This is a genomic window from Micromonospora sp. WMMD754, from assembly GCF_049315235.1.
GTDB classification, from domain to species: Bacteria; Actinomycetota; Actinomycetes; order Mycobacteriales; family Micromonosporaceae; genus Micromonospora; species Micromonospora sediminicola.
This window is the reverse complement of sequence record NZ_CP186058.1, coordinates 4,409,300-4,431,608: the sequence shown is the minus strand read 5'-3', so window position 1 is coordinate 4,431,608 and position 22,309 is coordinate 4,409,300. Positions and strand designations below refer to the sequence as shown.

At 74.5% G+C, this 22,309-nt stretch carries 21 protein-coding genes and 1 riboswitch; of the genes, 2 read left to right on the top strand and 19 right to left on the bottom strand.

Annotated features, from left to right (window positions below; all coding sequences use genetic code 11):
- Window positions 1-27: 27 nt before the first annotated feature.
- The 8 genes from ACN27B_RS21390 to rpe form a co-directional block, all read right to left on the bottom strand.
- Window positions 28-309, bottom strand: a complete 282-nt coding sequence (locus tag ACN27B_RS21390) for a phosphoribosyl-ATP diphosphatase (RefSeq protein WP_216642383.1) — start codon at window positions 307-309, stop codon at window positions 28-30.
- A 539-nt stretch (window positions 310-848) separates the two neighbouring features.
- Window positions 849-1,346, bottom strand: a complete 498-nt coding sequence (ribH, locus tag ACN27B_RS21385) for a 6,7-dimethyl-8-ribityllumazine synthase (protein WP_091577981.1) — start codon at window positions 1,344-1,346, stop codon at window positions 849-851.
- Window positions 1,347-1,350: 4 nt separating this feature from the next.
- On the bottom strand, window positions 1,351-2,616 hold the full coding sequence (locus ACN27B_RS21380; protein WP_422741351.1) for a bifunctional 3,4-dihydroxy-2-butanone-4-phosphate synthase/GTP cyclohydrolase II: 1,266 nt from the start codon (window positions 2,614-2,616) through the stop codon (window positions 1,351-1,353).
- Window positions 2,613-3,308: a nicotinamide riboside transporter PnuC gene (gene pnuC / locus ACN27B_RS21375; RefSeq protein WP_099161519.1), complete on the bottom strand. Its 696-nt coding sequence runs from the start codon at window positions 3,306-3,308 to the stop codon at window positions 2,613-2,615. Before pnuC ends, ACN27B_RS21380 begins: the two co-directional genes overlap by 4 nt.
- Window positions 3,305-3,901 carry a riboflavin synthase gene (locus tag ACN27B_RS21370; protein WP_422741350.1) on the bottom strand — a complete coding sequence of 199 codons (597 nt, stop codon included), beginning with the start codon at window positions 3,899-3,901 and terminating at the stop codon, window positions 3,305-3,307. Before ACN27B_RS21370 ends, pnuC begins: the two co-directional genes overlap by 4 nt.
- A gap of 2 nt (window positions 3,902-3,903) precedes the next feature.
- Entirely contained in the window at window positions 3,904-4,965 is a 1,062-nt protein-coding gene (gene ribD, locus ACN27B_RS21365; protein ID WP_099161521.1) for a bifunctional diaminohydroxyphosphoribosylaminopyrimidine deaminase/5-amino-6-(5-phosphoribosylamino)uracil reductase RibD, read from the bottom strand.
- A gap of 172 nt (window positions 4,966-5,137) precedes the next feature.
- Window positions 5,138-5,310, bottom strand: a riboswitch (FMN riboswitch).
- Between the two features lie 82 nt (window positions 5,311-5,392).
- Window positions 5,393-6,349, bottom strand: coding sequence for a GGDEF domain-containing response regulator (locus ACN27B_RS21360; protein ID WP_091577993.1), 957 nt, complete (start codon window positions 6,347-6,349; stop codon window positions 5,393-5,395).
- Between the two features lies 1 nt (window position 6,350).
- On the bottom strand, window positions 6,351-7,031 hold the full coding sequence (rpe, locus tag ACN27B_RS21355) for a ribulose-phosphate 3-epimerase (RefSeq protein ID WP_099161522.1): 681 nt from the start codon (window positions 7,029-7,031) through the stop codon (window positions 6,351-6,353).
- Window positions 7,032-7,292: 261 nt separating this feature from the next.
- Here rpe and ACN27B_RS21350 point away from each other — a divergent pair, with 261 nt between their 5' ends.
- Both ACN27B_RS21350 and ACN27B_RS21345 read left to right on the top strand, forming a co-directional pair.
- On the top strand, window positions 7,293-8,180 hold the full coding sequence (locus ACN27B_RS21350) for a septum formation family protein (protein ID WP_099161523.1): 888 nt from the start codon (window positions 7,293-7,295) through the stop codon (window positions 8,178-8,180).
- A gap of 77 nt (window positions 8,181-8,257) precedes the next feature.
- A complete protein-coding gene (locus ACN27B_RS21345) occupies window positions 8,258-9,148 on the top strand; it encodes a septum formation family protein (RefSeq protein WP_422741349.1) in 891 nt (296 codons plus the stop codon).
- 42 nt (window positions 9,149-9,190) lie between these two features.
- Here ACN27B_RS21345 and ACN27B_RS21340 read toward each other — a convergent pair whose 3' ends face one another.
- From ACN27B_RS21340 to ACN27B_RS21290, 11 genes are all read right to left on the bottom strand, one after another.
- Window positions 9,191-10,942: a M28 family peptidase gene (locus ACN27B_RS21340; protein WP_422741348.1), complete on the bottom strand. Its 1,752-nt coding sequence runs from the start codon at window positions 10,940-10,942 to the stop codon at window positions 9,191-9,193.
- Window positions 10,943-11,161: 219 nt separating this feature from the next.
- A complete protein-coding gene (locus ACN27B_RS21335) occupies window positions 11,162-12,664 on the bottom strand; it encodes an RsmB/NOP family class I SAM-dependent RNA methyltransferase (RefSeq protein WP_099161526.1) in 1,503 nt (500 codons plus the stop codon).
- Complete coding sequence (gene fmt, locus ACN27B_RS21330) at window positions 12,661-13,587, bottom strand: methionyl-tRNA formyltransferase (protein WP_422746028.1); 927 nt, start codon at window positions 13,585-13,587, stop codon at window positions 12,661-12,663. Before fmt ends, ACN27B_RS21335 begins: the two co-directional genes overlap by 4 nt.
- Window positions 13,588-13,592: 5 nt before the next feature.
- Complete coding sequence (gene def / locus ACN27B_RS21325; protein ID WP_091578009.1) at window positions 13,593-14,153, bottom strand: peptide deformylase; 561 nt, start codon at window positions 14,151-14,153, stop codon at window positions 13,593-13,595.
- A 42-nt stretch (window positions 14,154-14,195) separates the two neighbouring features.
- A complete protein-coding gene (locus ACN27B_RS21320; RefSeq protein ID WP_422741347.1) occupies window positions 14,196-15,527 on the bottom strand; it encodes a cytochrome P450 in 1,332 nt (443 codons plus the stop codon).
- 85 nt (window positions 15,528-15,612) lie between these two features.
- A complete protein-coding gene (locus ACN27B_RS21315) occupies window positions 15,613-16,596 on the bottom strand; it encodes an AAA family ATPase (protein WP_422741346.1) in 984 nt (327 codons plus the stop codon).
- A 231-nt stretch (window positions 16,597-16,827) separates the two neighbouring features.
- Window positions 16,828-18,876 carry a primosomal protein N' gene (locus tag ACN27B_RS21310; RefSeq protein ID WP_422741345.1) on the bottom strand — a complete coding sequence of 683 codons (2,049 nt, stop codon included), beginning with the start codon at window positions 18,874-18,876 and terminating at the stop codon, window positions 16,828-16,830.
- Window positions 18,877-18,935: 59 nt separating this feature from the next.
- Entirely contained in the window at window positions 18,936-20,141 is a 1,206-nt protein-coding gene (metK, locus tag ACN27B_RS21305; protein WP_091578019.1) for a methionine adenosyltransferase, read from the bottom strand.
- A gap of 83 nt (window positions 20,142-20,224) precedes the next feature.
- On the bottom strand, window positions 20,225-21,433 hold the full coding sequence (gene coaBC, locus ACN27B_RS21300) for a bifunctional phosphopantothenoylcysteine decarboxylase/phosphopantothenate--cysteine ligase CoaBC (protein WP_099161529.1): 1,209 nt from the start codon (window positions 21,431-21,433) through the stop codon (window positions 20,225-20,227).
- A gap of 14 nt (window positions 21,434-21,447) precedes the next feature.
- Complete coding sequence (gene rpoZ / locus ACN27B_RS21295) at window positions 21,448-21,714, bottom strand: DNA-directed RNA polymerase subunit omega (protein WP_013285517.1); 267 nt, start codon at window positions 21,712-21,714, stop codon at window positions 21,448-21,450.
- A 59-nt stretch (window positions 21,715-21,773) separates the two neighbouring features.
- Complete coding sequence (locus tag ACN27B_RS21290; RefSeq protein ID WP_422741344.1) at window positions 21,774-22,307, bottom strand: guanylate kinase; 534 nt, start codon at window positions 22,305-22,307, stop codon at window positions 21,774-21,776.
- Window positions 22,308-22,309 lie beyond the last annotated feature (2 nt).

Genomic DNA, 22,309 nt, shown 5'->3' with positions numbered 1-22,309 from the left:
TCGATCGGATGATCAGCGGACGGGCACTCAGAGATGTCGGTAGACGTCCTTCAGGTCGAGACCGGTGGCCAGCATCAGCACCTGCGCCTGGTAGAGCAGCTGGGAGATCTCCTCGGCGGCCCGCTCCGGGCCCTCGTGCTCGGCCGCCATCCACGACTCGGCCGCCTCCTCGACGACCTTCTTGCCGATGAAGTGCACGCCCTTCGCGAGCGCGTCGACGGTGCCCGAGCCGGGGGTGCCGGCGGCGGCCTTGGCCTGCAGCTCGGCGAACAACTCCTCGAACGTCTTCACGGAAGGCGATTCTTCCAGCCGCCCGCCGGGGCCGCTCGCCCCGGGTCCGTCGGTCGGGTTCGACCGGCCGCCGTCGCACCCTCCCGGCCGGATCGGGGTGGGCCTCCGCTCCGGCGCTCTCCGCTCGCGGCGGTGCCGGCCCTCCGGAGGCCGCCATCCGTCCGGGTGCCTCCACGCCGCCTGTGGAGCTGATATCAGAAACGACTCGGGCCGCCGACCGCGCCGGACCGGCACCTCGGCGTACTGAGTCGATCATCGGGCCCCTACGGGCGGGGGTCGTGGACGGGGACCGGCAGCACGGGACCGGGCAGCACGGAACCGGGCAGCACGGAACCGGGCAGCACGGAACCGGCGCCGCGGGGGCGATCGCCGGCCACACGACACGCCGGTTCGAACGGGTGAGTCGTTTCTGATATCAGCTCTAAAGGCGGCGCGAACCCAACGGGTCACCGGCCGCCGTCGTCTGCCCCGGCCACCCGACCACGTCGACGCCGGGCGCACTCCGCCGGCCAGGCGGTCAGGCGGTCAGGCGGTCAGGCGGTCAGGCGGTCAGGCGGTCAGGCGAAGCCGACGCGGTGGGAGGCGTGGGCGTCCAGGGTACGGACGGCCAGCGCGGCGTCGAGGGCGGCCACCGTGGCCGCCCAGCCCTTGTCCTCGGCCGAGCCGGGCAGCCCGGCCCGGTCCCGGGCCTGCTCGATGGTGTCCACCGTGAGCACCCCGTGCGCCACCGGCTTGCCCTCGTCCAGCGCCACCCGGGTCAACCCCTCGGTGACCGACTGGCAGACGTAGTCGAAGTGCGCGGTCGCGCCACGCACCACGACGCCGAGCGCGACGACCACGTCGTACCGGCGTGCCATGGCCTGGGCCACCACCGGCAGCTCCACCGAGCCGGCCACCCGGGCCACCACGGCCCGCGCGCCGCACGCCTCGGCCGCGGCGACCGCCCGCTCGGCCATGTGGTCGGTCAGCTCGCCGTGCCAGCGGGCCGCCACCACGCCGACGGTCATGCCGGCGGCGTCCACCGCGGTCACGCCCGGCTCTCCGAAACCCGCCATCGTCCTACGCTCCGATCTCGTCACCGGCGACCGGCCGGCCCATCGGGGCCTCGGTCGCCTCGTCCAGCCCGTCCAGGAGGTGGCCCATCCGGTCCCGCTTGGTGCGCAGGTAGCGCACGTTCTCCGGGTTGGACCGCACCGGCATGCCCTCCCGGCCGGTCACGGTGAGGCCGTACCCCTCCAGGCCGGCCCGCTTGGCCGGGTTGTTGGTCAGCAGCCGCATCGAGCGGACGCCGACGTCGTAGAGGATCTGCGCGCCGGTGCCGTAGTCCCGCGCGTCGGCCGGCAGACCCAGGTCGAGGTTCGCGTCCACCGTGTCGCGCCCCTGGTCCTGCAACTGGTACGCCTGGAGCTTGTGCAGCAGGCCGATGCCGCGCCCCTCGTGCCCGCGCACGTAGAGCACCACCCCGCGTCCCTCCTGGGCGACCCGGGCCAGCGACGCCTGCAACTGCGGTCCGCAGTCGCAGCGCAGCGAGCCGAACACGTCGCCGGTGAGGCACTCGGAGTGCACCCGGACCAGCACGTCGCGCCCGTCGCCGAGGTCGCCCATGACCAGCGCGACGTGCTCGGCCGAGTCGTGTTCGGCGCGGTAGCCGAGCGCCCGGAACACCCCGTACGGGGTGGGCATCCGCGCCTCGGCGGCCAGTTCGACCTGTTTCTCGGTGCGTCGCCGGTGGGCGATCAGGTCGGCGATGGTGACCAGCGTCAACCCGTGCTCGGCGCAGAACTTCTCCAGGTCCGGCAGGCGCATCATGGTGCCGTCGTCATTGACCAGCTCGCAGAGCACCCCGGCCGGGCGCAGCCCGGCCAGCCGGGTCAGGTCCACCGCCGCCTCGGTGTGCCCGGCCCGGCGCAGCACCCCGCCCGACCGCGCGCGCAGCGGCACCACGTGGCCGGGACGGGCCAGGTCGGTCGGGTCGGTCCCGGCGTCGGCGAGCAGCCGGATGGTGTGCGAGCGGTCCGCGGCGGAGATGCCGGTGGTGACCCCCTCGCGGGCGTCCACCGTGACCGTGTACGCGGTGCCGCGCCGGTCCTGGTTGGTGTGGTGCATCGGCGGCAGGTCCAGCCGGTCGCACTCGTCCTCGGTCAGCGGCACGCAGATGTAGCCGGAGGTGTAGCGGACCATGAACGCGACCAGTTCCGGCGTGGCCAGCTCGGCCGCGAAGATCAGGTCGCCCTCGTTCTCCCGGTCCTCGTCGTCGACCACGACCACGGGTCGCCCGGCGGCGATGTCCGCCACCGCCTGCTCGATGGAACCGAAGACGGTCATGCCACGACCTCCGAGTACGTCGCCGGGATCCGGGTGCGGGCGGCCGTGGCGGCCCGGGAGGTGCGCCACCAGCTGTACAGGCCGGCGGCGCAGAACGCGCCGTAGACCAGGTACATCGCGGCCGACGGATAGAAGCCGCCGCGCAGCAGCAGCGGGACGCCGACCGCGTCCACCGCGATCCAGATCAGCCAGAACTCCACCCAGCCCCGCGCCATGCCGTAGGTGGCGAGCAGGCTGCCGACCAGGATCCAGGCGTCCGGCAGCGGGCCCCACGAGCCGAGCGCGGCCAACGCCGGGTAGGCGGCGGCGGTGCCGACGGCCGCGACCGCGAGCAGGCCCAGCCGCTCCCGCCAGGTGGCCCAGCGCGGCACCACGGCCGGCTCGCCGCCACCCGCGCGGCGGTTGCGCGACCAACGCCACCAGCCGTAGACGCTCACCGCGAAGAAGAAGACCTGGCGGCCGGCCTGGCCGTAGAGGTCGTGTGCCTGCGGGGTGGCGAAGACGCCGCCGAGGAAGACGGTGAACAGCAACGCGTTGCCGATCATGCCGACCGGCCAGGCCCACACCACCCGGCGCAACCCGAGCAGCGCCGAGGCGAGCCCGAAGACGTTGCCGACGATCTCCCGGACCAGCACCGGTGAGCCGGCGACGTGCACCTGGGCGTCGAGCAGCCAGCCGAGCGGGCCCGTCACCGGGCACCCCCCATCAGCCGCTCGACGTACTTGGCCAGCACGTCGACCTCGAGGTTGACCGGGTCGCCGACCTGCTTCGTGCCGAGCACGGTGAGCTTCAGCGTGGTCGGGATCAGGCCGACCGAGAACCAGTCGTCGCCCACCTCGGCGACGGTCAGGGACACGCCGTCGACGGTGATCGAGCCCTTGTCCACCACGTAGCGGGCCAGTTCGGCCGGCAGCCGGAACCGGACCGTCTCCCACTGCGCGGCCGGCTCCCGGCCGATGACCTCGCCGACGCCGTCGACGTGCCCCTGCACCAGGTGGCCACCGAGCCGGCTGTTCAGCGCGGCGGCCCGCTCCAGGTTGACCGGGTCGCCCGGGCGCAGTGCACCGAGCGCGGTACGCCGCAGCGTCTCGCCCATCACGTCGGCGGTGAACACGCCGCCGTCGACGTCGACCACGGTCAGACAGACCCCGTTGACCGCGATCGAGTCGCCGTGCCGCGCGTCCGAGGTGACCAGCGGGCCGCGGATGGCGACCAGCGCCGAGTCGTCAGCGGTCTCGGTGCTCCGGACGATCTCGCCCAGCTCCTCGACGATGCCGGTGAACATGTTCAGGCCTCCCTCTTCCGGGGCAGCGCGGTGATCCGCAGGTCGGGACCGACCGGCGTAACGTCGGTGATCTCCAGGTCGATGGCGTCGGCGATCGTCGTCACGCCGGCATCGCGCAGCGCGGTCGGGCCGGCGCCGAGCAGCTTCGGCGCGACGTAGCCGACGATCCGGTCGACCAGGCCGGCGGCGAGGAACGCGCCGGCCAGCGTGGGGCCGCCCTCCAGCAGCGCGGCGCGTACCCCGCGGTGGTGCAGTTCGGCGAGCAGCGCCGTCAGGTCGACCCGGCCGTCCGGGCCGGCGCCGACCTCGGCGGCGGTGGCCACCCAGGTCCGGGCCGCGCCGTCGCGGACCCGCGCGTCGGCCGGGGTACGCCCCGAGCTGTCCACCACGACCCGCAGCGGCTGCCGGATGGCCAGGGTGCCGTCGCGCAGGTTACGGGCGGTGAGCCGGGGGTCGTCGGCGAGCACGGTGCCGACCCCGGCGAGCACCGCGTCGACGGTGCCGCGCAGCGCGTGCACGTCGGTCCGGGCCGCCTCCGAGGTGATCCACATGCTGGTGCCGTCGGCGGCGGCGGAGCGCCCGTCGAGCGTGGCGGCGTACTTCCAGATCAGGTACGGCCAGCCGCGGCGCATCGAGGTGAGCCAGGCGATGTTGCCGGCCTCGGCCTCCTCGGTGCGTACCCCGAGGGTGACCTCGATCCCGGCGGCGCGCAGGGTGGCCGCGCCGCCGGAGGCCACCGGGTTCGGGTCGGGCACCGCGACCACCACCCGGGACACGCCGGCCGCGATGAGCGCGTGACTGCAGGGGCCGGTGCGGCCGGTGTGGTCGCAGGGCTCCAGCGTGACGACCGCGGTGCCGCCCCGGGCGCGCTTGCCGGCCTGCGCCAGCGCGACGATCTCGGCGTGCGGCCCGCCGGCGTACGCGTGGAAGCCCTCGCCGACGACCTCGCCGTCGGCGTCGAGCAGCACGCAGCCGACGACCGGGTTCGGGCTGGTCGCGCCGAGGCCGCGGGCGGCCAACGCGACGGCACGACGCATCGCCTCGTCGACGGAGACGCTCGCCATGGCCTGCCCTGCCCTCCCGCTCGCCGGTCACGCGCGGGCGGGTTCGACAGGAGCGGCACGGACACCGCGCACACGCGGCGGCGGAGAGACCCGGGGACGGCGACGCCGACCCCGGGGAGCCCACGGGCGCGGCTGAGGGTGCTCAGCGGCCACCAGGGACCTCCCCCGTTCCGCGCGCTGTCTCCCATCCGGACTGTCTGGGGGCGGACGAGCCGCACCCCAACCGTCGGCCCCGGATTCTCACCAGGTCCACCGTCCGGCCGAAGCCGTCCGGGTCGCGGGCTTACCACGGTCGGACCGTGGATCACCGCCGGTTCGGAATTTCACCGAGCCCCGCCAGCGCGTGGTGGGTACACCGGAAGTCTTACACGTTCGGCGGCGGCGTGCGCCACAGAGGCGAGCTACCTCACAGCCGCCGGCGTCCGGTTCAGGTGACGCCCCGGCGACGGTCGACCGCCACGTACGAGCCGGGCTGGCTCTTGGCCACCGTCTTCATCTCCGAGGCCACGGCGATGGCCTCCAGCGGGTCGGTGAACCGCTTGCCGGAATCGGACAGCGACACCCCGATGGAGAGGGTGACCAGGGCGGCCCGGCGGATGTTGCCGCGGCGGTCCTTCAACTCGACGAAGCCGCGTTCCCGGTCGATCGGGTCGTAGAGCCCGTCGGCGGCCTTCTCGAAGTCCTCCACCGCCCGGAAGGTCAGCGGCCGGACCTGTTCGGGTGCGCAGACGATGACGAAGTCGTCGCCGCCGACGTGGCCGAGGAAGGCCGGCGGCAGGCCGATCGACACCACCGCGCGGTGCAGGCTGCGGGCCAGCGCGGAGATGAACTCGTCGCCGCGGACGAAGCCGTACCGGTCGTTCACGCTCTTGAACCGGTCGATGTCGATGTAACCGACGGCGTAGTCCACCCCGTTGCGCACCCGGTCGCTGATCTCCCGCCGGATGCGGCTGTTGCCGGGCAGGCCGGTCAGCGGGGAGACCTCCCGGAACTCCTTGTTGCGGCGCAGCGTGGAGCTGACCCGGGCGACCAGCTCGGCGGTGTCGAACGGCTTGACCAGGTAGTCGTCGGCGCCCGCGCTGAGACCGTTGACCTTGTCGGAGGTCATCCCCTTGGCGGTCAGCATGATCACCGGCAGCGCCGAGGTCATCGGGTCGGCGCGCAGCCGGCGGGTCAGCTCCAGCCCGTCGATGCGGGGCATCATCAGGTCGACCACGGCCAGGTCCGGCCGTTCCCGCTCGATGACCTCCAGCGCCTCCTGGCCGTCGGCGGCGTGCAGCACCTCGAAGCCGTGCAGGCGCAGGTTGAACTCGACGAAGCGGGCGATGTCCTCGTCGTCGTCGACGACCAGGATCACGTCGGGTCGGTCGTCGGCCGGGTCCATCTCAGGCCCCGGTCATCGCACGTTCCGCCAGGCCCCGCAGGCGGCGTACCGCCTCGGCCGGGTCGTCGGCGCCGTAGACCGCGGTGCCGGCGACGAACGCGTCCGCGCCCGCCGCGGCGGCCTGCTCGATGGTGTCCGCGGCGATGCCGCCGTCCACCTCGATGCGCAGCTCCAGGTGCCCGGTGTCGACGTGCCGGCGGGCGGCGCGCACCTTGTCCAGCAGCTGCGGCAGGAAGCGCTGGCCGCCGAAGCCGGCCTTGATCGTCATGATCAGCAACGTGTCGAAGCTGGGCAGCAGTTCCAGGTACGGCTCGATCGGGGTGTCCCGGTCGATCGCCAACCCCGCCTTCGCGCCGGCCGAGCGCAGGTCCTTGGCCAGCGCCACCGGGTCGTCGCACGCCTCGGCGTGGAACGTGACGTTGTACGCGCCGGCGTCGGCGTACCCGGGGGCCCAGCGGCGCGGGTCGGTGATCATCAGGTGCACGTCGAACGGGATCTGGGTCACCGCGCGCAGGCTCTGGACCACCGGCAGGCCGATGGTCAGATTGGGCACGAAGTGGTTGTCCATGACGTCCACGTGCAGCCAGTCGGCGGCGGACTCCACGGCACGGACCTCGTCGGCGAGGCGGGCGAAATCGGCGGCCAGGATGCTGGGCGCGACGATCGGCGGCGGTACGGTCACGGGGCCAGTGTACGAACGTGGTCACCCGCCGTCCGCAGCGCGGCACCGTGTGGGACAGGCTGTGACCCGCCCGTCACCTGTGGTGCACCATTGACCCGTCCGGGCGGGAAATCGACACGAATAGTCGTCGGTGACTGGCCGATCGATTGAAAGATGACGAAACTCCTACAGGGACGGTCACGTATGCTGCCGCCCGGGCGCGGGGGACGCCGCACGGGCCCGCGGTGTGCGGCTGCCATCTCTCCGGCGAAGGGGCGGACGATGCGACGGTGGCTCCACACGCTCGCGCTGGCCGGTGCCGTGACGGCGGTGATCGCCGGCTGCGTCCCGGCGCACCGGGCCGACGGGGACCTCGTCGACGACTGGGCGGCGCTGCCCGCGCCCCAGCTGTTCGTCCCGGCCACCGACGCGTGCCTGCCCCGGCTCACCGCGGTGGTGCAGGCCGCCACGTACGAGACGGTGAACTGCGCCGGCAGCCACCTGGCCGAGGCGGTCCACGTCGGCACGTTCACCGGTCCGGCGGCCGCCGGCGCCCGCCCGGAGCCCGGCTCCCCGGCGCTGCGCGTCGCGCGCACCGAGTGCGACCAGCGGGCCCGGGAGATGATCGGCGGGGACTGGCACGCCGCCCGGCTCACGCTGAACATCGCGTTGCCCCCGGCCACCGCCTGGGTCGCCGGCGCGCGCTGGTTCCGCTGCGACCTGGCCGAGACCGACAGCATCGACAACACCCGGCCGGTCAACCGGATCGGCAGCCTGCGTGGCGCCCTGGTCGGCGACAACCCGCTGGTGCACCGCTGCTTCGACCCGAAGCTGATCGGGCAGAACCTCAACTACATGGCGCCGGTGCTCTGCACCGAACCGCACCGGGCCGAGTTCGTGGGCGTCTACTCCGAACGCGACGTGAGCTGGGCGGAGTTCACCCGGGGCGCGCCGTCGGTGCACCGGCGCTGCATGACGTTGATCGCCGCCTTCGCCGACGTGCCGGACAACGCCGAGCTGCCGTACCGGGCCGGGTCCATCTTCTACCCGCCGTCGCAGCGGGAGTGGGAGGAGGGCGACCGGGGGGTGCGCTGTTTCCTGTGGAGCGACGACCGGAAGCTGACCCGCTCGATGCGCGGGGCCGGCCCGGAGGGACTACCCGTCATCTGAGCATCGGTGCCGTATGCTGCGTCGCCGAGGCGTACCGGTCGGCCGGGCGGCTCCGGACGGCGGGGAGGTCGGTCGCGATGCGGCGATGGTGGGCGGCGGTCGCCGCGGGCGCGGTGGCGGTGCTGGCGCTCGGCGGCTGCGGCGCGCCGGCCGGGGTGGACCGTGACCTGGCCGACGACTGGCCCGCATTCGCCGCGCCCGTGGGCTTCGTGCCGAAGGCCGACGTCTGCCACCCGACCGTCGCCGACGTCGGCTATCTCAGCGGCTACCAACCGGTCGACTGCGCCACCACGCACCGGGCCGAGACGCTGCACGTCGGCACGCTGACCGGGCCGGAGGCCGCGCGCTCCGCGCCTCCGCGCGGCGGATCCGCCGGTCTGCGCGCCGCCCACGCCGACTGCGCCCGGCAGGTCACCAAGGCCGTCGGCGCGGACTGGCGGTCGGGGCGGTTGCAGCTGTCCGTGGTGTTCCCGTCGGCCCCGGCGTGGTCCGGCGGGGCCCGCTGGTACCGCTGCGACGTCGCCGAGGTCAACGACCTGGACGACGGCACGGTGACCGAGCGTCAGGGCAGCCTGCGCGCCGCCCTGAAGCCCGGTTCGCCGCTGGCGCTGGGCTGCTTCAACCCGAAGCTGGTGAAGGACGACATCGAGGCGATGCGGCCGGTCGCCTGCACCGCCAAGCACCACGCCGAGTTCGTCGGGATCTGGCAGGCGCCGGACATCAGCTACGCGGAGTTCCAGCGCACCTCGCTGCGGGCGCACAAGGCGTGCCGGGGACTGATCGCCACGTACGCCAAGGTGCCGAACGACGGCAACCTGCAGTACCGGGCCGGCACCATCATCTACCACCCGTACGAGCAGCAGTGGCGCGACGGCGACCGGGGCGTGCAGTGCTTCCTCTGGGTCTCCGACCGCACGCTGACCCGGTCGGTCCGGGGCGCCGGGGCGAAGGCGCTGCCGGTCACCTGAGCCGGGGGCGGGGCGGGCGTCGGCCCACCCCGCCCGGTGTGCTCAGCCGACCTGGAGCGTCACGTCGTCCAGGACGAAGCTGGTCTGCAGCGAGGAGTCCTCGACGCCGGTCCACTTGAGCGTGACCGTCTGGCCGGCGTACGCGGCGAGGTTGAAGGTGCGCTGGGTGTAGCCGGTGGCCTTGTTCAGGTTCGAGTAGGTCGCCAGCGTGGTCGAGCCGACCTGCACGGTCAGCTTGTCGTACGCGACCGAGGTGGTCGTCTCGGCCGTGTCGATGTGCAGCCAGAAGGCCAGCGTGTAGCTGGCGCAGCCGGCCGGCAGGGTGACGGACTGGCTCAGCGTGTCGGTGTGCGAGGAGCCGTAGCCGTCCAGCCACGCCTTGTACGAGCCGGTCCGGGCCGCCTGGCCGGAGTCGTTGGTGATCACGCCCGAGCTGGCCGTCCACGGCGTGCTGCCCGACTCGAAGCTGCTGTTGCCGATGAGCTGCCCGCCGGTGCAGCCGCCGCCCCCGCCGGTCACGGTGAGCGTGTAGCTGGCGGTGCGGGTGGCCGAGCCGGTGCCGGTCACGGTGAGCGTGAACGTGCCGGTGGTAGCCGACGACGAGGCGGTGACCGTCATGGTGGCGGAGCCGCCCGAGGTGACCGAGGACGGGCTGAAGCTCACCGAGACGCCGCTCGGGGCGCCGCTGGCGGACAGCGCCACGGTCTGGGCGCTGCCGCTGGTGGTGGCGGTGCTGACGGTGGCGGTGGTGGAGCCGCCCCGGGCGACGCTGCCGGAGGTGGGGCTCACCGCGACGGAGAAGTCGTTGGTCGGGGTGCCGCCGCCGACCGCGAGCTGCCAGATGGCGTACGCCACGCCGTCGGCGCTGCGGTTGAGGACGGTCGTGTTGATGTTGCTGGTGGTGTCGCAGGAGCGGTGGTAGCAGCCGTCGTACGCCGCGCCCGCGGTGCCGCCCCACTTGCTGGCCTGGGCTGCGGTCTTGGTGTAGCTGGCGCCCGCCGCGTACCCGGAGGTCTGGATGCCGGCGTTGGCGAACGAGTAGTCGTCGGAGCGGCCCTGGCCCTCGGTGTTCTCCTCCGGCTGGATGCCGAACGAGTCCCAGTACGCCTTCAGCGGCGCCGCGGTGGCCGAGGTGATCCGGTTGATGAAGTAGCCGCCGTTGGGCGAGGCGACCATGTCGAAGTTGTAGTAGCCCTTGATGTAGCTCCGCTGGGTGGAGCTGAGCTGGTTGACGTAGTACTTCGAGCCCTGCAGCCCCTGCTCTTCGCCGTTCCACCAGGCGAACCGGACCCGCTTGGTCATGGTGGGGTTCTGCGCCGCGAGCACCAGGGCGTTCTCCAGCAGGGTGGCCGAGCCGGAGCCGTTGTCGTTGATGCCCGGGCCGGCGGAGACGCTGTCCAGGTGGGCGCCGAACATGACGACCTGGTCGGTCGGGCCCTGCGGCCACTCGGCGATGAGGTTGCTGCCCGGGTAGGTGCAGGTGGTGCAGGTCTGCTCGGTGACCGTGTAACCGGCCGCCTGGAGCTTGCCCTTGACGTAGCTGACCGACGCGGCGTAGCCGGCCGAGCCGGCCCGTCGGTTGCCGCCGTTGCTGCTGGCGATGGAGTTGAACTGGGTGAGGTGGGCCTGGACGTTGGCCAGGGAGACGTCCGGCGCGGCGAGCGCGACGGCGGTGGCGGATGCCGGGGCGGGGGCCGGCGCGGGAGCGGCGGAGGCGGTGCCGGCCAGGCTCGCCGTCGTCAGGGTGGCGACGAGGGCGAGCGCGAGGCTCGTGGTCGGCGTGCTGCGTCTCATGGAGACTCCTCATGGGGGTCGGCGGGCGGGGGTGACGGGTCGACCGGTGATCGGAACAGTTACATGTATCGATCGCACAGTCAACGGCGCGTCACATCCCACCAACCCCCTACCGCCCCCGGGATGCCTCTCCCCCGCCGCCTCCGCGCTGATCAAGGAGTTCGCGTCGGGAATCCGACGGCGAACTCCTTGATCAACCCAGTGGAGGGGCGGAGCCGGTCAGCCTCGGCGGAGGACGGCCAGGAACATGGCGTCCGTGCCGTGACGGTGCGGCCAGAGCTGCACCGTCGGGCCGTCGCCCAGACCCGGCATGCCGGCCGGCAGCAGCGGCCGGGCGTCGACGAAGTCGACCGGAAGGCCGCAGCGCCGGGACGCCTCGGTCACCGTCACGTGCGTCTCCACCACGTGCGGCGAGCAGGTCACGTACGCGACCAGGCCACCCGGACGGACCGCGCGCAGCGCGGCGGTGAGCAGCTCACGCTGCAGGCGGGTCAGCGGCGGCAGGTCCGCCGGCTGGCGGCGCCAGCGCGACTCCGGCCGGCGGCGCAGCGACCCCAACCCCGTGCACGGCGCGTCGACCAGCACCCGGTCGAAGTGCCCCTCCGGCAGCTTCGGGTCCCCGCCGACAGTGCGCCCGTCGGTGTGCACCACCGTGACCGGCAGCCCGCGGGTGGCCTGGGCGACCAGGCGGGCCCGGTGCTCGGCCACCTCGACCGCGGTCAACCGCGCCCCGCGCGTCGCCGCGATCGCACCGAGCAGACCGGACTTGCCGCCCGGGCCGGCGCACAGATCCAGCCACCGGCCGTCCGGGCCCTCCAGCGGCGCGTTCGCCAACGCGTCGGCCACCAACTGGGAGCCCTCGTCCTGCACGTGCGCCCGCCCGTCGGCCACCGCCGCCAGGTCGCCCGGCGCGCCGCCGGGCAGGTAGACCGCGTACGGCGAGAACGCGCCCGGCGCGCCGCCGACCTCGTCGGCCAGCGCCACCGGGTCGGCCAGGCCGGGTCGGGCGCACAGGTGCACCGGTGGGCGCTCGTTGTCCTCGATCAGCAGCCGGGTGGTCTCCCCCAGGTCACCGCCGAGCGCCTCGGCGAACGCCCGGACGATCCACTGCGGATGGCTGTACGCCAGCGCCAGGTGGCCGATCGGGTCGGTCTCCTCGGCCGGGGCGAGCTTGGCCACCCACGCGTCGGCGTCCCGCCCGGCGATCTCGCGCAGCACCGCGTTGGCGAAGCCGGTCGCGCCCGGACCCACCGTCCGGACCAGGTCCACGGTGGAGGAGACCGCGGCGTGCGCCGGCACCCGGGTGTGCAGCAGCTGGTAGGCCCCGAGCCGCAGCGCGTCCCGCACCGGCGGGTCGATGCGCTGCACGTCCCGGCCCGCCGCGTCGGTGACGATCGCGTCCAGGGTGCCGGTGTGCCGCAGCGTGCCGTAGGTCAGCTCGGTGGCGAACGCCGCGTCGCGGCCGCTGAGCCCCGCCTCGCGCAGCATCGTCGGGAGCACCAGGTTGGCGAACGCGTCGTCGCGGTGCACCGCGGCGATCGCCTCGTAGGCGACCTGCCGGGGCAGGTCCACCGCGGGCCGCACCGGGCGGCGCGTGTCCCGCCGGTCGTAGCCGCCCCGCGACGGCCCGCCGGACCGGTCACCGGGGCGCCCGGAACCGCGCTCGCCGCGCCCGTACCCCCGGGGACGCTCGCCCTCGACGGGCCGCTCCGGCCGCGTCACGCGAAAACCTCGCCCGCGGCGACCCGGGCGCCGCGCGCCCAGTCGCCGGCCGACATGGCCTTCTTGCCGGCGGCGCGCACCTCACCGAGGCGCACCGGCCCGGTGGCGGTGCCGACCAGGACGCCGGACTTCTCCGCCAGCAGCTCGCCCGGCTTCAACTCCGGGCCGTCGGCCAGCGGGGTGACCGGGCCGAGCTTGACCCGGTCGCCGCGGAAGGTGGTCCACGGACCCGGGGCCGGCGTGCAGGCGCGGATCCGCCGGTCCACCGCGAACGCCGGGTCGCTCCAGCGCACCCGCGCGTCCTCGACGGTGAGCTTCGGGGCGAGCGAGACGCCGTCCGACGGCTGCGGCTGCGCCCGGGCGGTGCCGGCGTCGATCGCGTCGAGCACCGCGACCAGCAGCCCGGCGCCCGAGTGGGCCAGCCGCTCCAGCAGGTCGCCGGAGGTGTCGGTGGGACGGATCTCGTCGGTGACCGTGCCGTAGACCGGGCCGGTGTCCAGCCCCTCCTCCAGCTCGAACACGCTGGCCCCGGTCAGCTCGTCGCCGTGCAGCACGGCGTGCTGCACCGGCGCCGCGCCCCGCCAGGCGGGCAGCAGCGAGAAGTGCAGGTTGATCCAGCCGTGCCGGGGGATCTCCAGCGCCACCGGCGGCACCAGCGCGCCGTAGGCGACCACGGGTACGCAGTCCGGCGCCAACGCGCGCAGCCGGTCGAGGAACTCCGGTTCGCGTGGCCGGGCCGGGGTGAGCACCTCGACGCCGTGCGCGTCGGCCCACGCGCCGACGGGCGAGCGGTGCAGCCCTCGGCCCCGGCCGGCCGGGGCGTCGGGGCGGGTGACCACGGCGAGCAGCTCGTGGCCGGAGGTGGCGATCGCGTCCAGGGCCGGTACGGCGACCGCCGGCGTGCCGGCGAAGACCAGGCGCATCCGGGTCACCGCCCCAGGCCGAACGGGTTGGTGACGGGATGCGGGCTCAGCTTGACCGTGGGCGGGGCGGCCTGGTCGTACCAGTCCGCCTGCCGGATCGCCTTCATGGCCTCTTTGCGGCCGGCCGCGTCGAGGCGGTCGAGGAAGAGCACCCCGTCGAGGTGGTCGGTCTCGTGCTGCAGGCAGCGGGCCATCAGGCCGGTGCCGACGATCTGCATCGGGTCGCCGTGGGCGGTGAAGCCCTTGGCGATCACGTTCTGCCGGCGCTTCGTGTCGAAGTAGAGCCCAGGGATGGACAGGCAACCCTCCGGGCCGTCCTGTTCCTCCTCGTCGGGGAACTCCAGCACCGGGTTGACCAGGTGGCCGAGCATGTCGTCGACGTCGAAGGTGAACACCCGCAGGCCCACCCCGAGCTGCGGCGCGGCCAGGCCGGCGCCGTTCTGCTCGCGCATCGTGTCGGTCAGGTCGGCGATCAGCTTGCGCAGCTCGGCGTCGAAGTCGACCACGGGGTCGGCCGGCGTGCGCAGCACCGGGTCGCCGAACAGACGGATGGGCTGGACGGTCACGCGGCGTGGCTCCTTGTCTGGGACGGGTGGTGCCGTCCCAGTCTACGGAGTGCGGCCGGACGCCTCCGGTGGCGTACCGGGAACGGTGACCGGGGACGCCTCCCGCCCGACGGTGACCGGCAGCGTGGCGTAACCGCGCAGGGTGAGCCGGACCCGCCGCTCGGGCGCGCCGGCCAGAGCCAGCCGGGGCAGCCGGCGCAGCAGCAGCGGGAACGCCACCTGTGCCTCCAGCCGGGCCAGCGCGGCGCCGAGGCAGTAGTGCGGCCCGGCGCCGAAGGACAGCGGGTGGATCTGCGGTCGCCACGGGTCGAAGCGCGCCGGCTCCGGGTAGCGGCGGGGATCACGGTTGGCCGCGCCGAGCATCACGATGATCCAGCTCTCCGGCGGCAGGTCGAGGCCGCCGTGCCGGGACGGCTCGGTGCTCATCCGGGAGGTCAGCTGCACCGGCGAGTCGTAGCGCAGCAGCTCGTCGACGTAGCCGGGGGCGAACTCCGGGTGCTCGCGCAGCGTCGCGGCCGCGTCGGGGTGGTCGAGCAGCGCCACCAGACCGTTGCCGAGCAGGTTGGTGGTGGTCTCGAAGCCGGCCACCAGCAGCACGATCAGGTTGGCCAGCAGCTCGTCGCCGGAGAGGCTCTCACCGTCGCTGTCGGCCCTCATTCGGTCCGGAGCGCCGTCTTGCGGCGCGGAGGCCGAATCATGGCCGTCGTGGGCCTGGACCAGCGCGGTCGTCAGGTCGTCGGCGGGGGCCCGGCGGCGGGCCGCGACCAGCTCGGTGAAGTAGGCCCGCAGCTCGCCCGCGCCCCGGTCGGCCACGGCCAGCTCGTCGGCCGTGATCTCCGGCTCCAGCACCCCGGTCAGGTCGGTGGCCCAGCGCCGGAACAGCGGCCGGTCCGCCGCCGGGACGCCGAGCAGCGCGCAGATCACCCCGACCGGCAGCGGGTACGCGAACTCGGCCATGAAGTCGACCGGCGCGCCGCCCCGCCCGCCGGCCAGCAGCCGGTCGACCAGGTCGTCGGCCTGCGCCTGCACCACGTCGCGCATCGCGGCGATCCGGCGTGGGGTGAACGCGCCGGCGGCGAGGCGCCGCATCCGGCTGTGGTCGGGCGGGTTGGTGCGCAGCATCGACCGGGAGATGGACAGCACCGCCGGGCTCTCCCGCCAGCCGGGCATGAACTGGTCGCGCAGGCCGTCGTCCATCACCCCGAACCGGGCGTCGCGCAGGATCGCGTCGGCCTCGGCGTACCCGGTCACCACGTAGAAGACGGGCCCGGCCTGGACCACCGGGCCGTGCGCGCGCAACCGCTCGTACGTCGGGTAGGGGTCGACCCGACCCGCGGGGGACATCAGCAGCGCGAGGGCGTCGGCAGGATCCACGGTCGGCCTCCCCAGGCGTCGGAGACCCCCATCATGCCCCGTTTCCGCCGGATCGGGCGATCCCGTCGCCGCGCGCGGACGGCCGTCAGGCCCCGGCGCCCGGCTCCCCGGCGAGCACCGCACCACTGCCGAGCAGGGCGTGCTCCGGCAGCGGCAGCGCGATGCCGTGCGCGTCCTCCCAGTCGTGGATCAGACCCGGCCGGGCCTGGGCGGCGAAGAAGTCGACGGCGCTCATGCCGCCGACCACCGGCTCGTCGACCTCGGCGACCAGCCGGGCGGGCACCAGCGGGAACCCGCCGCGCACCGCGGCGCTGAGCCGCCGGTGCCCGTCGACGACGAAGAAGTACTCACCGGTGTAGCCGATGCTCAGCGGCTCCAGCGCCTCGTCGCCGGCCTCGGCCACCTCGCCGGCGAACTCCGAGTCCCAGAGACCGCGCAGCGTGGCCACGTCCTCGGTCGGGTAGACCCGGTTCGGGTCGAGCAGCAGCAGCGGCTGGCCGGCGCGCAGCACCTCGGCGCCGAGCCGGCCCTCGTAGACGTCGACCACGTGCTGGATCACCTGCTCCGGGTTGGCCCGGGTGGTGTCGCAGATCAGGTCGTAGTTGCGCAGCCGGGCCTTGTCGACGCCGTACCGGACGATGAAGCGGCCGCGCTCGCTCTCGCTGCGCTCGCGCAGCTTGGCCCGCGCCTCCTCCAGCGAGGTGTAGCTCTCGGCCGGACCGGACGGGCGGGCCAGCACCCGTCGGGCCGCCTCGGTCGGCTCGGTGATCATGTGCACCTTGAGCGCGTCGGTGAAGAAGTGCCACGCCAGGCGGGAGTCCATCACCAGCGACTCGCCCGAGGCGGCGATGTCGCGCTGGAGCTGGTCGACGTAGCCGTCGACGGCCTGGTCCAGCTCGGCGTGCAGGTTGAGCTGGAGGGCGGTCATCTGCCGCTCCTGGGCCATCTGCCGGTAGAGGTCGCCGACGCTGACCCGGCGCAGGCCGAGCCGCTTGGCGATCTCGACGGAAACGGTGCTCTTGCCGCTGCCGAGGTCGCCGTTGAAGACGATCGACTGACGAACGGTCACGACTGGTCCACCCCTGCTCACCGGCTGACTGACGACATCGAATCCGTGTCGGCCCGACGTGCTGGGAGCATCCGCCGTGCCGTGTCCCGCGCGGAAAACCGCGCGCCTGGGCATGACGGGCGATGCTATCACCGCCCGCTACCCAATTGCCGGACCAGGTGTGCGGCAAACCCCAGCTCACGACCGTGCGCGCCGGCCCGGGTGCGCTGGGTCACGGCCGTCGGGGGCCGGTCAGAACAGGCTGAGCGGATCGACCTGGAGCCGGACCGGATCGACCGCCTTGCGCGCGCTGCGCTGCCCGGCCGCCGCGTGCAACGCGTCGGCCAGGGCGGCGGCCCGGGCCCGGGGGACCCGGACCAGCATCCGCTCCCGCCCCTCCTCCGCCGGCACCGGGCCGAGGACCTCCGCGTCGTCCGGCAGCCGGGCGCCGGCCAGCAGGTCGGCCACCGCCTCGGCCACGCCGGTGACGCTGGCCATCCGCACCGCCGGCGGGAAACCCAGCTCGCGGCGTTCGGCCAGCTCCCGTTCGGCGAACCAGGCCGCGTCCCAGCGCAGCAGCGACTGCACCGGCGCGAGGGCGCCGTCGGCGACCACCACCACCCGGCCCCCGGCCGCGCCGGGACGGGCCAGCGCGGCGGCGGCCATCCACCGGCGCAGCGCCTCCTCCCCGGCCCGCAGGTCGGCCCGGGTGAGCAGCGCCCACGAGTCGAGCAGCAGCACCGCGCCGAAGCCGCCCTCGGCCACCGGCTCCGCGCCCGGGGTGGCGATCACCAGCCCGGCCCCACCCGGCACGGTGGCCAGCACCTCCTCCCGGCCCGAGGTCCGCACCGGCACGCCCGGGAACGCCCGGCCCAGCTCCTCGGCGGTACGCCGGGCGCCGGTGACCGAGGCCCGCAGCCGCCGCCCGCCGCACTCCGGGCAGGCGTACGCGGCGGCCACCCGGCCGCACCAGCGGCAGGCCGGCGTGCCCTGGGCCGAGGGCAGGCTCAGCGGACCGGCGCAGTGCGGACAGCGGGCCGGGGCCCGGCAGTCGGCGCAGGCGACCGAGGGCAGGTAGCCGCGGCGGGGCACCTGCACCAGCACCGGCAGGTCGGCGCGGAGCGCGTCCCGGGCGGTGGTCCAGGCCAGGCTGGGCAGCCGGGCGGAGGCCGCGCCGGGGTCCCGGGCCAGCTGCGGGTCGTCGCCGGTGGGCGCCATGGCCGGCATCCGCGCCCGGACGGTGGCGCGGTCGGCGACCACCTCCCGGGCCCAGCCGGTCTCCACCAGCAGCTGCGCCTCGGCGGTCCGGGCGTAGCCGCCGACCAGGGCGGCCGCGCCGGTGAGCTGGGCCCGGGTGAGCAGCACCTCGCGGGTGTGCGGGTAGGGCGCGCGGGGTTCGGCGTGCAGGTCGTCGCCGTCGTCCCAGACGGCCACCAGGCCGAGCCGCTCCACCGGGGCGAACATGGCGGCCCGGGTCCCGATCACCACCCGCGCCTCGCCCCGGCGGGCGGTCAGGAAGGCGCGGTACCGGGCGGCCGGGCCGTCGGCGGCGGTGAGCCGGACGTGCCGCCCCGCGCCCGGCAGCGCGGTCAGCGCCGCGTCGAGGCGGTCCAGGTCCCGGGCGTCGGCGACCACGACCAGCGCTCCCCGGCCGCCGGCCACGGTGGCGGCCACGGCGTCGGCGTACCGCTCGGCCCAGTCCTCCCCCGGCAGCGCGGACCAGACGGCGCGGGGCGCCCGGCCGTCGGCGAGCGCCCGGATCAGCGCCGGCCCGGCCGGGTAGTCCCGCCAGCCGCGCGGATCGACCGGCGCGCCGACCGGTTCCGGTCGCACGGACCCGGGGTCCGCCGGAGAGGCGGCAGGCGCGCGGTCGGGGCCCGCGGACGTGTCGGCGGCCGCCGACGGCGCGACGCCGGCGTCGACGTGGGTCTCTCCGGCGGCGTCCGGGGCGCGTTCGGGGTCCGCGGACGTGCCGGCGGCGGTGAGGGCCTTCTCGGCGCGGGCGTGCCGGGGCGGCACGGCGAGGCGGAGCACGTCGGCCAGGCTCCCGGCGTAGCGGTCGGCGACCGCCCGGGCCAGCCGGGCCACCTCCGGGGAGAGCACCGGCACCGGGGAGACGACCTTCTCCAGGTACGCGAGCTTGGGGTGCGCCGACTCGGCGACGCGTTCCAGCAGCCAGCCGTCGACGAGCTGCCCGGCGAACCGGACCTTCACCCGCACCCCGGGCCGGGCGTCGGCGTCCAGCGCCTCCGGGACCAGGTAGTCGAACGGCCGGTCGAGATGCGGCAGCGGCACGTCCACGCAGACGCGAGCGACCGGCGACCCCTCGGCGGGTCGCCGGTCGCGGCGCGTGGTGGCGGTCAGGCTCCCGCGGCCGACTTGAGGTCGGCGGCCCGCTCGGTGCTCTCCCAGGTCAGGTCCGCCAGCTCCCGGCCGAAGTGGCCGTACGCGGCGGTCTGCTGGTAGATCGGGCGCAGCAGGTTCAGGTCGCGGATGATCGCGGCGGGACGCAGGTCGAACACCTCGGCCACCGCCTTCTCGATCGAGGCCACCGCCACCGTCTCGGTGCCGAACGTCTCGATGAACAGGCTCACCGGGTGCGCCTTGCCGATCGCGTACGCGACCTGCGCCTCGCACCGCTCGGCCAGGCCGGCGGCGACCACGTTCTTGGCCACCCAGCGCATCGCGTACGCGGCGGACCGGTCGACCTTCGACGGGTCCTTGCCGGAGAACGCGCCACCGCCGTGCCGGGCGTACCCGCCGTAGGTGTCCACGATGATCTTGCGGCCGGTCAGGCCGGCGTCACCCATCGGGCCGCCGATCTCGAACCGCCCGGTCGGGTTCACCAGCAGCCGGTAGCCCTCGGTCTCCAGACCCAGGCCCTCCAGCTCCGGCGTGATGACGTGCTCCCGCACGTCCGGCGTGAGCAGCGACTCCAGCGAGATGTCCGCCGCGTGCTGGCTGGAGACGACCACCGTGTCCAGGCGTACCGGGCGCAGGCCGTCGTACTCGATGGTGACCTGGGTCTTGCCGTCCGGACGCAGGTAGGGGATGGTGCCGTCCTTGCGCACCGCGGCGAGCCGGCGGGCCAGCCGGTGCGCCAGCGCGATCGGCAGCGGCATCAGCTCGGGCGTCTCGGAGCAGGCGAAGCCGAACATCATGCCCTGGTCGCCCGCGCCCTGCGCGTCCAGCGCGCTCTCCGAGCCACCGGTACGCAGCTCGAACGCGTTGTCCACGCCCTGCGCGATGTCCGGCGACTGGGCGCCGATGGACACGCTGACGCCGCAGGACGCGCCGTCGAAGCCCTTCTTCGACGAGTCGTAGCCGATGCCGAGGATGGTCTCCCGGACGATGGTCGGGATGTCGGCGTACGCCTTGGTGGTCACCTCGCCGGCGACGTGCACCTGCCCGGTGGTGATCAGCGTTTCCACCGCGACCCGGCTGTGCGGGTCCTGCGCGAGCAGCGCGTCGAGAATGCCGTCACTGATCTGGTCGGCGATCTTGTCCGGGTGGCCCTCCGTGACCGATTCGGACGTGAAGAGACGTGTCACGGCACTCCTAAGCATGTGAAGACTTTTAAAGGTCGCTCGGCGGCAGTTTAGTCGCCCCCGTTCCGGTCCGGCCCCGGGAACGGCGAGCAGACCAACCGTCAGGACGGCGGGCCCAGGCGCGCCGCCACGAGATCCCAGACGGCGTCGGCCAGGTCCTCCTTGGGCTGCTCGGGCAGCCGGTGCACGGCGCCGTCGGCCCCGATCACGGTCGCCGCGTTGGTCTCCGCGCCGAAGACCTTGTCGACACCCACCTCGTTGACCACGATCAGGTCGGCGCGCTTGCGGGCGAGCTTGGCCCGGCCGTTGGCCTCGGCGTCGTCGGTCTCCGCGGCGAAGATCACCAGCACCTGCCCGGGCCGGCGATCCCGGCCCAACTCGGCGGCGATGTCCGGGTTGGTGACCAGCTCGACGGTCGGCGCGACGCCGTCCGCCGACTTCTTGATCTTCCCGGTGGCGTAGCTGGCCGGACGGAAGTCGGCGGGCGCGGCGGCCATCACCACGGCGTCCGCGTCGGTGGCCGCCGCCAGCGTGGCCTCGCGCAGCTCCTCGGTGGTGCCCACCCGGACCAGGTCGGCGCCGGCCGGGTCGGCGAGGGCCACGTTCGCCGACACCAGCGTCACCCGGGCGCCCCGGGCCACGGCGGCGCGGGCGAACGCGTACCCCTGCTTGCCGGAGGACCGGTTGCCGAGGAAGCGGACCGGGTCGAGCGGCTCGCGGGTGCCGCCGGCGGTGACCACCACGTGCCGGCCGGCCAGGTCGGCCGGGGCGGCGACGCCGCGGGCCAGCGCCCGCCGGGCGACGGCGAAGATCTCCGCCGGGTCGGGCAGCCGGCCCTTGCCGGTGTCCCGCCCGGTCAGGCGGCCGACCGCCGGCTCGATCACCCGTACGCCCCGGGAGCGCAGCGTGGCCACGTTGGCCACGGTCGCCGGGTGCTCCCACATCTCGGTGTGCATGGCCGGGGCCAGCACCACCGGGCAGCGCGCGGTCAGCAGCGTGTTGGTGAGCAGGTCGTCGGCGAGGCCGTGCGCGGCCTTGGCGAGCAGGTCGGCGGTGGTCGGCGCCACCACGACCAGGTCCGCGTGCTGCCCGAGCCGCACGTGCGGCACCTCGTGCACGTCGGACCAGACGTCGTCGGCCACCGGTTGGCCGGAGAGGGCCGCCCAGGTCGGCGCACCGACGAAGCGGAGCGCCGACGCGGTCGGCACGACCCGGACCCGGTGACCCGACTCGGTGAAGAGCCGGAGCAGCTCACACGCCTTGTAGGCGGCGATGCCACCGCCGACCCCGAGGACGATCTCGGCGGGCATCGGCGCGGGCGGAACTACGGCTGGTCGGTCGGCTCGGCGGTGAGCAGGCCCGCGTTGATCTCACGCATCGCGATGGAGAGCGGCTTCTCCTGCGGGGTGGTCTCCACCAGCGGGCCGACGTACTCCAGCAGGCCCTCACCGAGCTGGCTGTAGTAGGCGTTGACCTGGCGGGCACGCTTGGCGGCGAAGATGACCAGCGCGTACTTCGAGGTGGTCTTCTCGAGCAGCTCGTCGATCGGCGGGTTGGTGATGCCCTCGGGGTTGGTGGCGATGGATCCCACGAATTCAAACCTCTGCGTCTCGTGCGCCGCCCGGGGGCGGTGACCGGCTGGCGGGCCGCTCAACCGCCGGGAGGCGGTCGGGCCGGGGCCAGGAATGACGAACCGAGCAATCCTACCAGCTCGGTGGCGGCACGCTCGGTTCGGTCGTGCGCCACGGCGTGTGTGAAGAGGGCCGCGACGGCCGGGTCGGCCCGGTACGCCGGCGGCGCGAGCAGCACCAGGCGGGCCCGCGGCGCCACGGCCCGGACGGCGAGCGCGCCGGCCAGGTCCAACGGCAGCAGCACCGGACGGCCCTGCCTGAGCCGGGTCCACACGTCCGCGCGGGGCACACCCCGGCGGTACGGCCCGATCCGGCACCACTCCAGCAGCTCGCCGGCCGCGATCAGCCGGTCGAAGCCGGCGGGGTCGAGGAAGAGGCGGTCCACCCCGTCCCGCTCGCCCGGTCGCGGCGGCCGCGTGGTGGCGACCACCGGCACCCACACGGACGCAAGGCGCGCCCGGACCAACTCGACGACACTGCCCCGGCCGGCCCCGGAGGGGCCGGAAAGGACAGTGAGCCGAGCCGCCGAGCGCGCCTCGTCATCCGTGCTCACCG

Excerpts from the sequence above, each read along its gene's own strand:
- ribH (WP_091577981.1), bottom strand. The coding sequence starts at position 1,346 with ATGGCGGGTTTCGGAGAGCCGGGCGTGACCGCGGTGGACGCCGCCGGC.
- ACN27B_RS21380 (WP_422741351.1), bottom strand. The coding sequence starts at position 2,616 with ATGACCGTCTTCGGTTCCATCGAGCAGGCGGTGGCGGACATCGCCGCC.
- ACN27B_RS21370 (WP_422741350.1), bottom strand. The coding sequence starts at position 3,901 with ATGTTCACCGGCATCGTCGAGGAGCTGGGCGAGATCGTCCGGAGCACC.
- ribD (WP_099161521.1), bottom strand. The coding sequence starts at position 4,965 with ATGGCGAGCGTCTCCGTCGACGAGGCGATGCGTCGTGCCGTCGCGTTG.
- ACN27B_RS21360 (WP_091577993.1), bottom strand. The coding sequence starts at position 6,349 with ATGGACCCGGCCGACGACCGACCCGACGTGATCCTGGTCGTCGACGAC.
- ACN27B_RS21350 (WP_099161523.1), top strand. The coding sequence starts at position 7,293 with ATGCGACGGTGGCTCCACACGCTCGCGCTGGCCGGTGCCGTGACGGCG.
- ACN27B_RS21345 (WP_422741349.1), top strand. The coding sequence starts at position 8,258 with ATGCGGCGATGGTGGGCGGCGGTCGCCGCGGGCGCGGTGGCGGTGCTG.
- ACN27B_RS21340 (WP_422741348.1), bottom strand. The coding sequence starts at position 10,942 with ATGAGACGCAGCACGCCGACCACGAGCCTCGCGCTCGCCCTCGTCGCC.
- fmt (WP_422746028.1), bottom strand. The coding sequence starts at position 13,587 with ATGCGCCTGGTCTTCGCCGGCACGCCGGCGGTCGCCGTACCGGCCCTG.
- metK (WP_091578019.1), bottom strand. The coding sequence starts at position 20,141 with ATGCTTAGGAGTGCCGTGACACGTCTCTTCACGTCCGAATCGGTCACG.
- coaBC (WP_099161529.1), bottom strand. The coding sequence starts at position 21,433 with ATGCCCGCCGAGATCGTCCTCGGGGTCGGCGGTGGCATCGCCGCCTAC.